This is a genomic window from Caproicibacter fermentans (assembly GCF_009746625.1).
GTDB classification, from domain to species: domain Bacteria; phylum Bacillota; class Clostridia; order Oscillospirales; family Acutalibacteraceae; genus Caproicibacter; species Caproicibacter fermentans.
In genome coordinates this window covers 1-16,795 of sequence record NZ_VWXL01000061.1, presented here as the reverse complement: position 1 = coordinate 16,795, position 16,795 = coordinate 1, and the positions used below count along the sequence as shown (strand labels likewise).

Annotated in this window: 16 protein-coding genes; 3 read left to right on the top strand and 13 right to left on the bottom strand. The window is 53.8% G+C overall.

Annotated features, from left to right (window positions below):
* Window positions 1-13: 13 nt before the first annotated feature.
* The 11 genes from CAFE_RS11670 to thyX all read right to left on the bottom strand — a co-directional run bounded on the left by CAFE_RS11670 (window position 14) and on the right by thyX (window position 11,955).
* On the bottom strand, window positions 14-352 hold the full coding sequence (locus tag CAFE_RS11670) for a histidine triad nucleotide-binding protein (protein ID WP_066644715.1): 339 nt from the start codon (window positions 350-352) through the stop codon (window positions 14-16).
* Between the two features lie 44 nt (window positions 353-396).
* Window positions 397-3,036: an alanine--tRNA ligase gene (alaS, locus tag CAFE_RS11665; RefSeq protein WP_156990741.1), complete on the bottom strand. Its 2,640-nt coding sequence runs from the start codon at window positions 3,034-3,036 to the stop codon at window positions 397-399.
* Window positions 3,037-3,383: 347 nt separating this feature from the next.
* On the bottom strand, window positions 3,384-4,982 hold the full coding sequence (locus CAFE_RS11660) for a peptidoglycan D,D-transpeptidase FtsI family protein (protein ID WP_156990740.1): 1,599 nt from the start codon (window positions 4,980-4,982) through the stop codon (window positions 3,384-3,386).
* 46 nt (window positions 4,983-5,028) lie between these two features.
* Window positions 5,029-6,264, bottom strand: a complete 1,236-nt coding sequence (locus CAFE_RS11655; protein ID WP_228725090.1) for a peptidase U32 family protein — start codon at window positions 6,262-6,264, stop codon at window positions 5,029-5,031.
* Window positions 6,261-7,559 (bottom strand): endolytic transglycosylase MltG, encoded by a 1,299-nt coding sequence (gene mltG / locus CAFE_RS11650; protein ID WP_066644706.1) that lies wholly within the window; start codon window positions 7,557-7,559, stop codon window positions 6,261-6,263. The genes CAFE_RS11655 and mltG overlap by 4 nt, the downstream gene beginning before the upstream one ends.
* A 20-nt stretch (window positions 7,560-7,579) precedes the next feature.
* Window positions 7,580-8,170: a 5-formyltetrahydrofolate cyclo-ligase gene (locus CAFE_RS11645; protein WP_228725091.1), complete on the bottom strand. Its 591-nt coding sequence runs from the start codon at window positions 8,168-8,170 to the stop codon at window positions 7,580-7,582.
* A complete protein-coding gene (locus tag CAFE_RS11640) occupies window positions 8,167-8,706 on the bottom strand; it encodes a DJ-1 family glyoxalase III (RefSeq protein ID WP_066644702.1) in 540 nt (179 codons plus the stop codon). The genes CAFE_RS11645 and CAFE_RS11640 overlap by 4 nt, the downstream gene beginning before the upstream one ends.
* Window positions 8,707-8,731: 25 nt before the next feature.
* Window positions 8,732-9,610 (bottom strand): GNAT family N-acetyltransferase, encoded by an 879-nt coding sequence (locus tag CAFE_RS11635; RefSeq protein WP_156990739.1) that lies wholly within the window; start codon window positions 9,608-9,610, stop codon window positions 8,732-8,734.
* Window positions 9,607-10,521, bottom strand: a complete 915-nt coding sequence (locus CAFE_RS11630) for a DUF2156 domain-containing protein (RefSeq protein WP_066644700.1) — start codon at window positions 10,519-10,521, stop codon at window positions 9,607-9,609. Before CAFE_RS11630 ends, CAFE_RS11635 begins: the two co-directional genes overlap by 4 nt.
* Window positions 10,508-11,185, bottom strand: coding sequence for a dTMP kinase (locus CAFE_RS11625; RefSeq protein WP_156990738.1), 678 nt, complete (start codon window positions 11,183-11,185; stop codon window positions 10,508-10,510). Before CAFE_RS11625 ends, CAFE_RS11630 begins: the two co-directional genes overlap by 14 nt.
* Window positions 11,182-11,955: an FAD-dependent thymidylate synthase gene (gene thyX, locus CAFE_RS11620; RefSeq protein WP_156990737.1), complete on the bottom strand. Its 774-nt coding sequence runs from the start codon at window positions 11,953-11,955 to the stop codon at window positions 11,182-11,184. Before thyX ends, CAFE_RS11625 begins: the two co-directional genes overlap by 4 nt.
* A 178-nt stretch (window positions 11,956-12,133) precedes the next feature.
* Between thyX and CAFE_RS11615 the strand changes: the two genes are divergently transcribed.
* The gene (locus tag CAFE_RS11615; protein WP_156990736.1) at window positions 12,134-12,355 is read left to right on the top strand and encodes a YdeI/OmpD-associated family protein; all 222 of its coding nucleotides are present in this window, start codon (window positions 12,134-12,136) and stop codon (window positions 12,353-12,355) included.
* A 322-nt stretch (window positions 12,356-12,677) separates the two neighbouring features.
* Here CAFE_RS11615 and CAFE_RS11610 read toward each other — a convergent pair whose 3' ends face one another.
* Together CAFE_RS11610 and CAFE_RS11605 are read right to left on the bottom strand one after the other, a co-directional pair.
* Window positions 12,678-13,787: a LacI family DNA-binding transcriptional regulator gene (locus CAFE_RS11610; RefSeq protein WP_166525123.1), complete on the bottom strand. Its 1,110-nt coding sequence runs from the start codon at window positions 13,785-13,787 to the stop codon at window positions 12,678-12,680.
* 111 nt (window positions 13,788-13,898) lie between these two features.
* The gene (locus CAFE_RS11605) at window positions 13,899-14,129 is read right to left on the bottom strand and encodes a hypothetical protein (RefSeq protein ID WP_166525122.1); all 231 of its coding nucleotides are present in this window, start codon (window positions 14,127-14,129) and stop codon (window positions 13,899-13,901) included.
* 137 nt (window positions 14,130-14,266) lie between these two features.
* On the opposite strand from CAFE_RS11605, the gene CAFE_RS11600 reads away from it, so the two are divergent.
* Window positions 14,267-15,763 (top strand): recombinase family protein, encoded by a 1,497-nt coding sequence (locus CAFE_RS11600; RefSeq protein WP_166525121.1) that lies wholly within the window; start codon window positions 14,267-14,269, stop codon window positions 15,761-15,763.
* Between the two features lie 68 nt (window positions 15,764-15,831).
* Window positions 15,832-16,527 (top strand): hypothetical protein, encoded by a 696-nt coding sequence (locus CAFE_RS11595; RefSeq protein WP_233452793.1) that lies wholly within the window; start codon window positions 15,832-15,834, stop codon window positions 16,525-16,527.
* Window positions 16,528-16,795: the final 268 nt, after the last annotated feature.

Here is a 16,795-nt window from a genome sequence, read left to right as displayed (position 1 = left end):
ACGCCGGACACCGTCAGCCCGGAGGCCATTTCATCGAGCGGCCGCCCAGCAGATGAAAATGCAGATGCGGCACCGACTGACCGCCGTCCGCGCCCGCGTTGCAGACAATGCGAAACCCGCCCTCCAGCTTGTTTTCCTTTGCAAGCTGAGCCGCGACTTCGTAGATATGGGCAACAACCGCGCTGTTTTCCGGCGTAATTTCGGCGGCGGAAGCGATGTGCTCCTTTGGAATCAGAAGAATGTGAACCGGCGCCTGAGGCTCCAGATCACAAAACGCCAAAATCCGGTCGTCCTCATAAACCTTTTTACAAGGGATTTCTCCCGCGGCGATTTTGCAAAATACACAATCCAAGGCAAATCCTCCTTTGCATCAGACTCCGAACATTTATTATAAACTTATTTTACCATATTGGCAACAATTTTTTCCGCAGCGGAAATCGCCTCGTCCAGTTTTTCCGGATGCTTTGTCCCCGCCATCGCGCTGTCCGGGCGTCCGCCGCCGCCGCCCCCGGCCAGTGCGGCGACTTCTTTCACGATCTTGCCGGCGTGGGCGCCTTTTTTCAAAGCTTCCTGCGCGCAGGCGACCGCGATATTAGCCTTGCCGTCCTGAACTCCCGCCAACACGGCGACCAGATCCGGCGCATGCTCTTTGACGCGGTCACACATCATGCGGAGGACTTCCGCATCCGCCCCGTCCAGTTTTGCCGCGATCAGGCGGACTCCGCCGACCTGTTTGGCCCCGGCGAACAGGCTCTCCATGCGCATGGACGCCAGCCTGCCGTTCAGAGACTCCAGCTCGCGGTCCTTTTCTTTCAGCTCCGCCGAAATCTGCTCCGCTCTCTGCGCGAGCTCGGCAGGATTGTTCACTTTAAGCACCGATGCCGCCTGCTGAAGTTCCCCTGCAAGCTCATCCAGATAGGCAAGAACATTATTGCCCGTTACAGCCTCGACGCGGCGAACGCCCGCCGCGACGCTGCTTTCCGACACAATTTTGAACAAGCCGATCTTCGCGGTATTATCCGTGTGGGTACCGCCGCAGAACTCGCTGGAAAAATCCCCTGCCGAAACAACGCGCACAACGCTGCCGTATTTTTCTCCGAACAAAGCCATGGCGCCAAGCTTTTTCGCTTCCTCAATCGGCATTTCACGGCATTCCACCGAAAGGCCGCTCAGGATTTCGGCATTCACCAGGTTTTCCACCTTTTTCAGTTCCTCGCCGGTCAAAGCGGAAAAGTGCGTAAAGTCAAACCGTACGCGGTGCTCGTCGACCAGCTGGCCCGCCTGCTCCACATGCGTGCCGAGAACGCTTCGCAGGGCCGCCTGCAGCAAATGCGCCGACGTATGGTTGCGCATAATCGCAAGCCTTCGCGACGCGTCTACCTCGGCTTTCACCGCGTCGCCCGCGCGAAGCTCCCCTGCTTTGACGGCTGCATGATGCAAATAATTTTTCGCATGATTTTTTGTGGTTCCGGTCACAGCCAGAACTGCTCCGTCGGATTCCATAACGCCGGTGTCGCCCACCTGGCCGCCGCTTTCGGCGTAAAACGCGGTCCGATCCAGCACCACGGTAACCTCATCTCCGGCCGTCGCGCTTTCACAGCGCAAGCCGTCCTTCAGAATCGCGAGCACCCGGCCTTCGGTTTTCATGGTTCCATAACCGACGAAATCGGTTTCCGGAATTCCTTCAAGCTGGTCGTTCTCCCCGGCCCAGGCGTCCGCGCCTGCATTTTTGCGCGCCGCGCGGGCGCGCTCCTTCTGTTCTTTCATCAGGCGGGCAAATTCTTCTTCATCCACGGACAGGCCGCGCTCCGCCGCGATTTCCTTGGTCAGGTCGATTGGAAAGCCGTAGGTATCGCTGAGCAGAAATGCCTCCGCGCCGGAAAAAACCTTGCCGCCGGCCTTGACCGTGTCGTCAAGATACCCGTTCACCAGGGAAAGACCCTGATCGACGGTTTTGGAGAAGCTCTCTTCCTCGACCCGCATTAACTTTACGATCATGTCGCGCTTTTCCGCCAGTTCCGGGTAAGCGCCTCGGTTTTCCGTGATGACGGTATCCGCCACCCGCCAAAGGAACGTATCGTGAACACCGAGCAGACGACCGTGGCGCGCGGCCCGGCGAAGCAACCGGCGAAGGACATAGCCGCGCCCTTCGTTCGACGGCATGACGCCGTCCCCGATCATGAATACGGTGCTGCGGACATGGTCGGTAATCACGCGCAGCGAAATGTCCGACTTCGGGCTGTCACCGTAGTCTACCCCGGTAATTTTAGAAATGTGCTTCATAATGTTCTGAACCGTGTCGACCAGGAACAGGTTGTCCACCCCCTGCATGATGCAGGCAAGTCTATCCAGCCCCATGCCGGTGTCGATGTTCGGATGCTCCATCGGCGGATAATTCCCCTTGCCGTCGCTGTCGAACTGAGAAAACACGACGTTCCAGAATTCAACATAGCGGTCGCAGTCGCAGCCGACGCCGCAGGTCGGCTTGCCGCAGCTGTACTGCTCGCCGCGGTCGAAATAAATTTCGGAGCAGGGGCCGCACGGACCGGAACCGTGCTCCCAGAAATTGTCCTCCTTGCCGAGCCGGACGATGTGCTTCGGGTCGATCCCCACTTCGTTCACCCAGATGTCGTGCGCCTCGTCGTCGTCCAGATAAATCGTCACCCAAAGCTTGTCGACCGGCAGCTCCAGCACCTTCGTGCAGAATTCCCACGCCCACGGAATCGCCTCGTGCTTAAAATAGTCGCCGAATGAGAAATTCCCCAGCATTTCAAAAAATGTTCCATGGCGAGCCGTAATGCCGACATTTTCAATATCGCCGGTGCGGATGCACTTCTGACAGGTCGTCACTCGCTTGCGCGGAGGCGTCACCTCGCCGGTGAAGTACTTCTTCATCGGCGCCATACCGGAGTTGATCAGTAAAAGGCTGTTGTCGTCCTTTGGAATCAGCGGAAAGCTGGGAAGGCGCAGATGCCCTTTTGACTCAAAGTAGGAGAGATAGATCTCCCTCAGCTCGTTCAGTCCCGTCCATTTCATTTCCTTCAGAATCTCCAATCCGTATTAAAATCGGCCGAATCACAAAAAAATAGACTTCCCCGTCCCCTATGGGACGGAAAAATCCGTGGTACCACCCAAATTGCGCCCAACAGCGGACGCCTCTCGTTCATCCCTTAACGCGGGGATACGCCGCCGCTCTTCGCCGCGGGGCTCCGGGCCGGCTGAACACAACCGTTTCCGCGGGAATCTTTCAGCCGTGGATCCCCTCTCTGATTCGGACCGATTCGCGTTTTCTGCCCTTCGTCGCCTGTAACCTATCCTTTAAATACTTTTTGATTATAATCCGTTTTACTGAGCTTGTCAATCAGTCTCACCCGTTTTTCCGTTCAGCCGATCACCTGATACAGCTCGTCCGCGATTTCCTTGAAAGCCGGGCCGCAGGTCCGGCCGCCGCCGTCCCCTCCTTCCTCAAAAATAGTGACAACGTACCTGGGTTCGTCATATGGAAAAAAGCCTGTAAACCAGGATTCCACCAGCTCCGTTCCGTCGACATACTTTCCGGTCTGAGCCGTCGCCGTTTTTGCTCCGGCCCCGCCCCGGTCCGGTTTCCCCTCCCGGCTGGTCCCTCCTTCAATGGATGCCTGCATGAATTCCCGCAGGAGCCCGGCGTTCTTTTCGGTAATTACGCGGGTTCCCTGCTGCAGCTGTGCGCGGCCTGTGTATTCCAGCTGTCCGTTGACCGTTCCCTCGTACAGAGTAGGGCGGACGAACACGCCGTCTGAAGCAATTGTATTTGTCATGGCGGCAACCTGCAGCGGTGTGGCCGTGAGTTCCCCCTGCCCGAACGAAAAATTGGCAAGAGCCCGGGGCACACCCAGGCTTTTCAGGGTCGGAAGCGCCCCGGCGTCGGAAGAAAGGCCCGGCGCAAGCTCAAACGACTGGCCGAACCCCAGGGAGCGGACCATGTTCAGGAAATTTTCCTGAGGGACCTGCCGCATCAGATTTACAAAATACGTATTGCAGGAATTCGCAACTGCCTGTTTCATGTTCTGTTTTCCGTGGCTTTCCGAATTATAGCAGTGAAAAATTCCGCCGTCCACGTCGATCCCGCCGGTGCAGGTATAGGTGTAGTCCGGTGATATTCCATACTCCAGCGCCGCCGCCGCGGCCGCCAGCTTAAACACGGAACCGACGCTGTACGACGAAACCGCGCGGTTTAAAAGCGGTGAGTTTTTTGCCTTGAGAACGGATGCAACATCGTTTTGATTATAGGAAGGGCGGCTGACCATCGCGCGGATTTTTCCCGATGGCACTTCCAGGATCACGATCGCTCCCTTGGTCAGGTACCGGTCGGCGGCCTGCTCGGCGACTGTTTGAATGTATTTGTCAAGCGTCAGAACCACGCCGCTTTTTCCAAAGTCGGACGTGTCGCTGATCTGTTTCTTCTCTCCGGCCAGAACGTGGTTAAGCGCGTCGACCTTGTACGTTACGGTGATTCTGCCCTGATTCCCGCCAAGCAGGGAATCATAGGCTTTTTCGATTCCCGCAGCACCTTTTCCGGACCCGTCCAGATACCCCAGAATATGAACGGCTATTCCGGAATCCGGGTACCGGTTCTGAATGGCAAAAACATCGATTCCATCCTGTTCGACTTTTGAGGGGAGTTTCAGCGTAAACGGGCGGCCCTCGCTCAGCGTTTCATAAAGGCTTTCCATTCGTTCGGCGGGCAGAACCCGGCTGAGCGCGGCGGTCGTTTCAATGCCCGGCACAACGGCGGCGACATATTCCTTTTCGGCGCCTGTTAAAGCGGAAAGGTTACAGTCATAGACGGTTCCTCTCGTTGAGGCAACCGTCAGTTTATAGCTGGATTGCTTCTCCGCCGTCTGGGCAAGCTCCGTTCCGTTGGAAATCCGGTATACCATCAAAATGGTCAGAAACATCCCCAGCATAAACACACAGAAAAAAGTGGCGGCTCGTTTACTCATGAAAAAATCCCCCCGTAAAGGCTATCTTTGCCAACGGGTGGGATTTTTAATCATGCTTCATTTTTCTTCGTAAAATCGAACCGACCGGAATCTCGCGGTCCGTTTCCAGCAAAACGGTCATCGCGGCGTGGTTCGCGGTTTGAATCGGTTCGCCCGAGTCGTCGAAAATGCCGTCCAGCCTAAGAAGGTACGGTTCCCCGCCGCCCGGCTCCAGCACGTCCGCCACATCGCCGCGGAAAAAGCGATTCCGCTGGGACAGAACGGTGCGGGACCCGGCCCGCCCCGTGCAGACCGCGATAACCTCATAGCTGCGCACATAACCTCCGTTTTCCAAAACCTGACCGGGTTCGCCGCCGAAATAAAAACCGGTGCTGTAAGCGCGGTGGCTCACTTTTTCCAGCTCCTGCGGAACCCATACGGGCAGTTCCAGTTCCGGATTCTGAAGAGAATAATCGATTGCATGTCGGTAGGCGTTCGTGACGACCGCCGCGTAATAAGCGGATTTTGCCCGTCCTTCAATCTTGAGCGAGCTGATTCCCGCTGCGGCCAGCTCCGGAATATGTTCGATCAGATTCATATCCCTGGAATTGAGAATATAAGTACCGTTTTCATCTTCTGAAATGGGAAAATACTGCCCCGGCCGCTTTTCTTCCGTGAGCGCGTATTTCCATCGGCAGGGCTGCGCGCAGTCGCCGCGGTTTGCGTCCCGTCCGGTCAGATAGCTGGAAAGCAGGCACCGCCCGGAAAAAGAAACGCACATGGAACCGTGTACAAAAGCCTCCAGTTCCAGGTCCTGAGGGACGTTTGCGCGGATTTCCGCGATTTCATCCAGACTCAGCTCGCGTGCCAAAACGACCCGGCGCGCGCCAAGCTCATAAAACGCGCGCGCCGCCTCACTGTTGACGACCCCGGCCTGCGTGGAAATGTGAACCGGAACGCCCGGAGCATATTGCTGCGCCAGCCGGAGCACGCCGAGATCCGCCACGATCAGCGCGTCCGCTCCCGCGCCGGCGGCCTGCCTGAAAAAGTCCGGCAGCCTTTTCAGTTCCTCATTGTGTGCGATGGTGTTGCACGTCAGGTAAACTTTCACACCCGCTTTGTGTGCAAACCGAACCGCCGAAACAAGCTCCTCCCCGCCGAAATTCGGGGAGGCGGTCCGCATCCCGAATTCCCTGCCGGCAAGATAAACCGCGTCCGCGCCGAACAGCACCGCCGCTTCCAGACGTTCCCGGTCTCCTGCGGGGGCGAGGAGTTCCGGCCTTGGCATTTCCCGAGTCGTCATCTCAAACCGGCTTTCTTCAGGTTCGCCTGATGCCCGCTGGCTGTTTTAGCATAGTAGGCTTTTCCGTTTGCGTCGTGGCAGAAATAATAATAGTTCGTGGAAGCTGGATTCAGCGCCGCGTCGATCGCATCCATCCCGGGATTGCAGATCGGTCCCGGCGGAAGCCCTTCGACGGTATAGGTATCGTAACGGCTCTTGTAGGTGTCGCGGATATTTTCGGGAACCAGAGACAGCTTTCTGTAAGGGTAATAGGTCGTCGGGTCGGAATCCAGATGCAGCAACTCGGGCTTTTTACTGCTCAGACGGTTGTGAAACACGCTGGATACCTGATACATATCGTTTTTGTCGGCGGCTTCCGCCTGTATCATGGAGGCAAGCGCCAGCATCTGGTCCAGTGTCATGCCGCTGTCTTCGGCTTTCTGCCTGATTTGTTTTGTCAGCTTTCGGTTGCAGTTAGCGACAAGCTTTGCGACCGCCTGATCGGGATCCTCGTTTTTATAAAATTCATACGTATCCGGGAACAGATAACCCTCCAGCTGATAATAGCGTTCGGAGGCGTTTGTGATCTGTTGCAGCATATCGTAATTTTTATTCTGGCTCCCGCTGTTGAAAACCGTTTCAGCATCCTTTGCGGAGCACACCCCGTTGCTTTGCAGCAGCGCGGCAATCTCCGGAGCATTCATGCCCTCCCGGAATGTCAGCTTTACGGTATCCACCCGGTTCGCATTGGACTGGATGGAATTGATCAGAGCTTCATAATCCATATTTGTGCTTACCTGAAAGCTGCCGCCGCCGAACTGTTTCGGGGCTTTGGTCAGTTTTGCATACAGCAGAAAGAAATTTTTGTCGCGGATTACTCCGTCCTGATACAGGATCTGCGCCACCTGCTTGTCGGTTGCCTTCTGGGGAATATCAACCGTTACGTTAAGGCTGTCCCTGCCAACCGCCAGCATATCATTCACGCCGACCACCAGATAGCGCGCTAGCAAAAGAGAAACAAACAGCACCATCACAAACCAGACGAGCCGGAAAAAGCGCTTGTTTTTTCTTCCCTTTTCCCGATTGCGCAGCCGGTGGAGTTCCATTGTCCTTTGTTCAGCCACAGCGCTTTCCCTCCCGTTTTCCCGGCCCTCGCTGAAACTGCTGATTACGGAATCGGAATCAGGCACGGCGTCGGAGCCGCGGCTGTAAATTTCCTGCCCGGGCAGTTCCTCCGGATCCTTATGAATCTGCAGGCTGAAATTGTCAACTCTTTCCCTGTGCGCGCGTTCAGCCCGCCGCTCATCATCGTTCATACCCGTCCTCCGTTCCCCAATCAGGCTTTTTTGGCCGATATTCTGCGGATATATTTTTCAGTGATCAAGATATCCACCGGTTTGTCGTAATACCCGTGCGGAAGATTCCATTTCAGGCATCCGGTATAACACAGACCGACGGTTAATCCCTTAAAGTCGGAAAGAAACCGATCGTAATAACCTTTGCCGTAACCCAGACGATATCCCTGTGAATCAAAACTGAGTCCTGGTACAATGCAGATACTGTTTTCGCTGCCTTGAACCGGCGCGTTTCTCTCCGGGTCGGGTTCCAGAACCCCATAGGTACCGATGATCAATTCTTCCAAAGAACTTATTTTATAAAATTGCATTCCGCACGTTTCCGGCAGGCAGAGCGGAACCGCCACCTCGCGTTCGAGTGCAAGCACGGACCGGATTAATTCGGTTGTATCCACCTCAATCGGTTTGCTGACATAGGTGAAAACAGTCCGCGCGCTTTCATATTCCCTGAGAGAGAGGAACCGGTCAAGAATCGCGGCGTCGTACTTCGACTTTTTTTCCGGATTCATCCGTTCCCTGTACTGCCGGAACTGTGCGCGAAGATTCTTCTTGATTTCTTTAATGTTTTTCACACACACTGAACCTTTTCTCTGATTTCTTCCGACTTTTGCGCGCCGAACAATTCCTCCACAAGCTTCAGGCCGAAGGGCAGCGCAACACCGGCGCCGCGCGCCGTAATGACGTTGCCGCTGACGCAGACCGGATCGGATTTCACTTCGGCGCCCGTCAGGTCTTTTTCATACCCGGGAAAACAGACCGCCGCATGTCCGGAAAGCAAATCCATATGTCCCAGAATCGAAGGGGCGGCGCAGATCGCGGCGATCTTTTTTCCGTTCTGCGCGCAATATCCGATACTCGCCCGCACAATCGGCGAATCCTCAAGATTTTTCGTTCCGGGCATTCCTCCCGGAAGGATCACCATTTCCACACTCTGGAGATCAATCTGCCCTTCTTCCAGGTCCGCGGTCACTTCAACGCCATGAGAGCCCGTCACACGTCGCCCCCCGATCCCTACCGTTTTGACTTCCGCGCCGGCTCTGCGCAGCAGATCCAGCGGGGTGATCGCTTCAACTTCTTCAAATCCCTGTGCCAGAAATAAATAAACCATAAAATCTCCTCCTTATCAAAGCTGCTCAATCCAGCGCAAGCCCCAGGTACGGGGCCGGAACTCCGGGCTTTTCCGCCGGGGTACCTCCGATTGGGCGAAGCATTCCGCACCGTTCTTCCGTTCCCTCCCCGGGGAACAGCCCTTCTCCCGCGGGCAGACGAAACTCGTAGGTTTCAGCCGGATACCGTTTTAAGATTGCCGCCGCAAGGCCCGGCAAGCCCTTGGGCGCCGTCATTGCCTCGCGGACGGAGCATAATTTCTCATTGACTCTTCTGCAGATTGCATAGGACCGGTTTCCGCCGGGCCCGGAGCAAACCAGGCCGTCCCCATAAACCGAACCAAATCCAACCGTAAAATGGAACCGCTCGTTGCTCCACAGCACGGATCCCCCATACCGGGATAGGACCGAACCCCGAAGGCTGTTCAGCTCCGAGGACGGAGCAAGAATTCTGCCGGAGGGAAGGACCGGCGCCAGCTGTTCCAAGCGGCTGCGTGAAACGGCGACGGAGCGGATTTTATAATAGTCAAAATATCCGTTTCGTTCATAATATGAATAAAGCGGCTGGTCGGCCGGAAGAACCGCAGAATACCTGTCCCCCCGCCTGGCGCCGTAAATGGCGGCATAAGCCAGAAGAGACGCCATATATCCTCGGGAGCGAAAGCGCGGCTGTGTTCCGGCCGCAAAAATATAATGGGCCTGCGCGGTCCCGTTTTCCCGTACGATCTCTGCGGGAAGCAGATAAACCGCGGCGGCAATTCTTCCGGACACCCGGTACACCAGGCAGTCCTTCGGACGGAAGTAATTATTCAGGAAATAGTCCGGAAAGCGTTTGGGTTCATGAAAACAGGCCTGCCAAAGTTCGGCAAGCTCTCCCCGCATCTCCCATCCGGCCAGTCCGATCACTTTTCAGCATCTCCGTTTTTGTCCGCGAGGGTTACCCGGTACCGTTCCAGCAGAAGAGCCGGGTGATAAGACAGCTTCGCTTTGCGCAGTCCTTCGATGCCCATGTCCTCTTCCCGGTTAATGAGTTCGTAACCTTCCAGGTGTTTTGCGGCATATTCATGGTTGATGACGGCATACAGCCCGTCGTAGCCGTCCAGCGCCTTCTCAAAATGAAGAAGATAAGCTTTCGGATTGATTTCTTCTCCGATGGTAAAAGCGACGGGTTTTCCTTCCACGCGGATCATTCCGCCGGCAAGGTGAAGCTCGTCAAAGTGATTCAGCGCGCGGTCTATCGCACAGGGCTCGCTGGCAAACCCCTTCTTGTCCTTGCACCCGCCGTGCTCCTTGCACCATTGCTTTGCGACCAGACGGCAGTCCTCCAGATTCTCGCGGATGAGGTCCTCATAGCTCCAGTCGTATTTTCGTTCAAACTGGGAAATATGATTGCGCTTTCCGTGAAATTTCCGTCCGGACAGAGCAATCAGATCCTCCGACCTGTAAATATAATCGGAGCTGTTCCGGTCCAGGTCAAAGCGGAACCTGCCGGGAAAAAGCTGTTCCAGTTCCTCGGTCTGCTCCTTCGTCGCCCCCCAGAGCTGAAAAGGAATCCTCTTTTCGGCCGCGTCGGCCATCATCAGTTCCATCATTTCCGGCAGACGGCTTTTTTCGCACAGCGGCATATTATAAGTGTGCAATGGGCCGCTGAAGCAAAACAGCGTGCTCTCCCCCAGACGGCACACCTTGGAATAATAAGTGTTTTTCCAGATAAACAGCGTGCCGAAGGCCCATTCGCTGCCCAGCTTCCCGCTTGCGGACAGTTTCGGTGCAAGCCAGTCTCTGTCCGACAACTCAGGAAAGTTAAATTCCAACATGAAGTTCCTCCAAGATAAGTTTTAAAATTTCTTCGTGTATTTCTTCCCGTTTCCTAAGCTCTTTTCCCTCTTCGCAGAAAACAGTTTTCCAGGAAAAGCGCCGGGCGGCGTAGGCCGCGCTTTCCCTGCAGGCGGAAAGAAACTCAAGATTGCGTTCATGGATATCTTTTCTGCCCTTGCCGCCCTCATACCGGTGATCCAAAAGCTTTTGGGAAATCTCCGTAGGGAGTTCCAGATAAACGGTAAGATCGGGCCTGGGTAAAGCCAGTTTTTCATATTCAAGATCCTGTATCCAGTCCAGGAACCCGTCCCATTCTTCTTTCGGAAGCTTCGCAAGCTGATAAATCATATTGGAAGTCGTGTAGCGGTCCGCCACAATCAGGCCCCCGTCCAGGTAATCCTTCTTCCAGCAGCGGGCAAAACTGGCAAAACGGTCGACCGCAAAAAAAGTAGAAGCGGCATAAGCGTTTACATCCCCCGGCTGATCCCCGAACTCCCCGTTTAAATACATTCTGACGGGCGCGGAGGACTGTGCGGAATAATCAGGGAATGACACCCGGCGGTACCTGACCCCCCGGCGTTCCAGTTCTCTGCAGAGCAAATCCGTCTGGGTTGCCTTTCCGCTTCCGTCCAGCCCGTCGATCGTAATCAGGCGGCCGCTCATTGAGGATCCGCCAGGTGAGAGAAGAACTCCCGCATTTCCTGCGCTCTGCCGCACGTCATTTTCCCCTCGGTGCAGGCACCGCGCACGCACGAAGGGCCGGCCGTGCGAAAAAGCGCCGGCGCCGCTTTTTGCGCAAGACGGAGCATCTGCACGGCCACGTCTCTGATTTCCCACTGCGCGCGGTTGCAGCAGCGCAGCGCAAAGAAATTTTTCAGGGAGCGCGCGTCAAACGTGCAGATCATCTTTGTTTCGCAGGCGTTCGGCAAAACGAAGCGGGCGTCTTCATTCGCCAGCTTGTGTGCCGCGGACTCCGCCTGTTTTTCCGTTTTTCCCGCCGCCAGAAGACGCTGCTTCTGCTTTTGCATCAACAGTCCCGATATTTTTTCGTACCGTCTGCGATCGTCTTCCATCGCTTCGAGAAATTCCCGCCTCGCTTCCGGAATCGCGTCGATTTCCGGAGGAATGACAAATTCAAAATTCCCCTCGCTGACATAGCGCTGACTTCTCACGCTGTAGGAGGCGATCCTGTGACGGGTAATCTGTGCAAGAAAAGAGCGGGAAACCCCTTCGATTCCGAATGTGAAAGACGCATGCTCCGTGGGGCTGTCATGCCCCATTCCCGCGAGCATGTCCACCATGCGGGCGGATTGTTCGGGCGACATGTTCTCCGAAATTTCCTCGATGGAATCGGGAGAATAGCAGAGCCTGGCGGCCTGCGCCACCACTTGATCCGGATTAGGGGTATATGTGATTAATGTAACTTTTGCCATTTTAATCAACTCTTAATCATTGAGATTCAATTCGGCTTATTATAACAAAATATCATTCCCGATGCAACTTTTTTGAATGGACCGGGGGATGGAACTGACAGATTTTAGCTGTTTTTAAGCCGTATTGATCTGCCCCGATCGACGTACAATAATCAAAAATCAAACGGGAGGTTTGTTTATGGGAAAGAAAAATCCGGATGCGACCGATATGCCGATCGGCCTGATGATGTCTTTGGCCCAGCATCAGAACGCGATGAAAACGTTCGGCAGGCTGGACGATGAACGCCAGAAGTCCGTCATCCGTTATGTGGAAGATTCCACCACCGGAGAGGAAGCCAAAAGCAGAATTCAAAACGCCGTTCAAAATCTGGATCAGGGCAATACGGGATTTATCGGTTAAAGGCTGTTGCAAAAACAATTATCCGCAAAAGAATTCCTGTAACACAATGAAATTGCCACCATAAAATGTTATAGAGATACAAGGTTCCAATATGTGTTAGGAGGATGATTTTATGGATAAAAATAGTACGGAAGCTGTTGTAGCAACACAGAACGCGCAGAATAATACGAACAGACAAGGCACGGGAAATATAAAAGAAGCCGTTTGCATCGACGCGGCCCGGGTGTATGATTCCTGCAGTTCACAGCAATGCGCGGGTTGTATACCGGAAATCCATGGAGCAGCGCCCGGATCAAAAATCCGGGCGCTGCTCCGATTTATTTTAGAGCACAAATTTTTTAGCGGCCTGTAGATCCGTTGAACCGCGGATGCAAAGCCGATTGGGCAGCTCTATGTAAACCGGAGCGGCCCTTTTCTTTTCGTGAATCCTTTTTAGCATAATCTTCGCCGCCTGTACGCCGACGGCATAGGAATCCTGGGTAATGGTCGTGATTCCGGGCGGGATCAGAGAAGCCCATCCCCAGTCGTCGAATCCGCAAATTCCAAAGCGTTCCGTAATCAAAAAACCATGCCGCTGCATTGCGTGAAGCACATTCAGCATGGTGACGCCGTTTACGCAGAAAACGGCGAGCCTCTCCTCTGGGAACTGCTCCGTAAAGCGGGTGAGCTGAGAAGCGCAGTCCTCCGCATCATTTTCTTCAAATCGGTAAAAAGTCCGGCTGCCGTCCAACTGAAAAATTTCTTTCATCGCATTCAGGTACGCTTCATAGCGAATGACGCGGGGGCTGATTCTTCGATTGCCCTGTGTAAAAAACGCCACTTTTTGAAAGCCCTCTTCATACAGGTGACGAATGCAGGAATAGGTGACATGATAATTCTCCGTCGTAACGGTATCCAGAACATTCTTTTCAGCGATGCAGCGGTCCGCCAGAACGATCGGAATCCCGCGGCCGCTCAACTCGGTCAGTACATCGTCGTTCTGGCCCGTCGTGTTGATAATCAAACCGTCCACCCGGTTGTTCAGCAGCTCCTGAACCGATTTCAGTTCTTTGTCCGGCTGGTTGTCAATATTGGAAAACAGAACCTGATATCCGCTCGCATTGCAGATATCGTTGATTCCCTTTAGTAATATGGAGGAAAACGGGCTGCTGATATCCGCGATGACACAGCCGATTGCCCTGCTGTTCTGGGATTTCAGGCTGCGCGCAATATTGCTTGGGTGATAATTCATTTGTTCAATGACACTCTGAATTCGCTTTCTTGTTTCTTTGGACATATAATCAAACTTACCATTCAGATATCGGGAAATTGTTGTTTTGGAGACTCCGGCGGCAGCCGCCACCTGACCAATCGTCACATTGCTCTCTTTAAAAACGCCCATGTCTTTCTCCCATTTGCGGTTCATATCCCCGTTATCCAGATATAACCGCATGAATTTTTGCTCCGATTCACGAAATCGATAAACATAATTATATCGCATTTTTCTAAAAGGTCAATGCCATAAAAAGGTATCCGATGGATAAATCAGTAAAATACATATATTTCAAATTTTGATCAATGTAATTTGTACAGGGTCTCCCGCGATCGTGCCGACCAGATCAGCCAGGATATCCTGAAGCCGATCCTGCTTATTTTTATCTTCCAAAACCGCTCCCGACCGCGGCGATTCTCCGTTCTGAAATCCTTTATCCATAACAAAATCCACAGAAACTCCCTCCCATGGATTGCTGTCAAGACCGGATACGGCTTCCCGTGAAAATGTGGCCTGACCCATCTCCCCCACCCCTCTCTTTGGTTCCGCAAAAATGCCTTCATCCGGCAAGCTGCCGGAAACCTGACACGAATTTCGCACGGCGGATTCATAAAACACGAGCTCCGCCGATAACTTTATACTGGAATGGGAGGGAATTTATGACAGTCGCGATTTACGTCCGGAAATCCAGGCCGGACCATCCAAAGGATACGGAGGAGGAAACCCTGCAGCGCCAAAAGGAGATTCTGCTGGATTATGCGGCACAGAAAAACTGGGTGGTGGGCGGAATTTATGAAGAGGTCGTGTCCGGAGAAAGCCTTGCGGCAAGGCCACAGATTTTAAAGCTCCTGGAAGATATAAAAAGCGGAGTGTACGACGCGGTTCTGTGCAAGGATATCGACCGGCTGAGCCGCGGCAATTTTGAAGACGTCGGTTATGTTCATTCCACATTGAAACGCCATCACACGCTGATTGTCACGATGAGGAAAACCATTGACCTGAACGATGAGACGGACGAGGAAATCTCGGATTTTGAATCGATCATAGCAAAATACGAACTAAGAAATATTGTTCATCGTCTGCAGGACGGTGTTATGAAGTCACTTCATGACGGAAATTACCTTGCGAACGCGCCCTACGGCTACCGGAAAAAAATGGACGGACGCCGTCCGACGCTTTCCATCCAGCAGGAGGAAGCGGAGTTTGTAAAAATGATCTTCCGTCTTTATGTTCAGGAGGGCATGGGCTGCCAGAGCATTGCGGACACGGTCAGCACGCTTGGCGCAAAGCCCCGGCGTTCGGAGCGGTTCAGCCGGACGAGTATCCGCAAAATTCTGCGGAATCCTGTTTACACAGGAAAAACCGCTTGGAATCAGACTCGGATTACGGAAAAGGGCAGTCGGCAAAATCCGAAAGGACGGGTCGTCAGCAATCCAAGGTCGCATTGGAAGGTGGTAAACGGTAAGCACCCGGCGATTATTGATTCCGATACTTTTGACCGCGCGCAGCAAATCCTTTCCGGGCGCGGGCATCCCCCCTACGGCGCAGGCAGCATGGAAAATCCGCTTGCGGGTCTGGTCAAATGCAGAATCTGCGGCAAAACCATGCAAAGACGCCCCGGCAGGGAAAAGGAATCCGCCCAGCTGATCTGTCCGACCAGAAATTGTGTGCGGTCCTCCGCCCTTGCGCTGGTCGAGGCCGCGGTGCTGTCACAGCTGAGGGCGCTTTATTCGGGTTTCCGCTTGAAAGCCGAGCCGGTCCCAAACCAGACAGGGCAGTCCCAGCTGCTCCGGGACCGGAATTCTATTGAAAAGCGGCTGGCCGTCACCCGGCGGCAGCTGGACCGGCTGAGCGACCTTGTGGAGCAGGGAATATACCCGCCTTCAAAATACCGGGAACGCGTGGAAATCTTGAACCGGCGCCTGAATGAGTTGGAACGAGCGAAGCTGGAAATCTGTAAAAAAGTCAATGTGAGCGAACAGAAAAAGAAAGACCTGAAGCCCCCGGCAACAATTTACGAGCTTTACCGCGATTTGCCTCCTGAAGGACAAAACCGCCTTCTAAAGGCGCTGATTGATCGGATCGAATATTACAAAGCAAAAGACTGGAAGCCGAATCAGTTTGAGATTCTGATTCACTGGAAGGATATTTTGTAAAGCTGACCGTCTTGAGAGTATACTGCAGATATCCTGAACATTCCCGTTCAAAGGAATACCTGGAAGACATGAGGGTCTTTTTCACCCCTGATAAGCACGAATTGATTGAACACGCCTGCAGCGTGAGAATCAGGAGCGCTGAAGTCATCAAGGTATTTCTGCATCTGGAGCCCGTACCGTTCAACCAGGGATTCTATGCCGTAGACATGAATTTCTTCTTTGATGTCTGTCTGGATGTATTCCTGCCGCAATCTGCCTGCCCGAACGTGCTGCACGGCGTGTGCCTTGCGAACAAGCGAGTAATTCTGTTCGGCAGCGACGGAAATGTTAAAACATTTGTTTCCGGCTGCAGCGCCGACCCGGACGTAGAATTAACCACAGGAAAAGTTCTGCCGAAAGCCGTCTGCCGGGTATCCGAACCGATCGGACTTTCCGCGAAAATCTGCGACCGTCCGCCGCAGGGCTGCGACATTTGCAGCGGCATTCCCGACAGCATCAGCGAGCTGTACGGAGCGGAATTTGATTATGGATGCAGCCACGCCATTTACGCTACGATCGGTCTTTTCACCATCGTTCAGCTGGTCCGTGACGTCCCGCTGCTGATTCCTTCCTACGAATTCTGCATCCCGGAGCAGGAATGCCAGCCTACATCAGACAGTCCGCGTGAAATGTTCCGCCGCATTGAATTCCCGGCCGAAGACTTTTTCCCGCCAAAGGTCAGCGATATTTCCGGAGACAACGGCGGGAGCTGCGAGAAAAGGTAACCAAAGGGGGTGTTGCAAAATGAAAATTTTGCAACACCCCCTTTATGTTGAAAAGTGATCTAAATACGAAGCTTTTGTTGAAAACTTTGCGAGACAAATCGTCGAAATAGGAATAGCAATGCTAAGCTCCGCCGTAAAGCAAAGCTGAAAAATCAATCATTTTCTGTTTTTCTGGAATCTACTCTTTTTGAAGGCAAAACAAATGTGTTTTTAGCCTTCCTGTGTTGCATTTCGCACAGAGCTTGTTCAAGTTGTAGCCCATGCACAA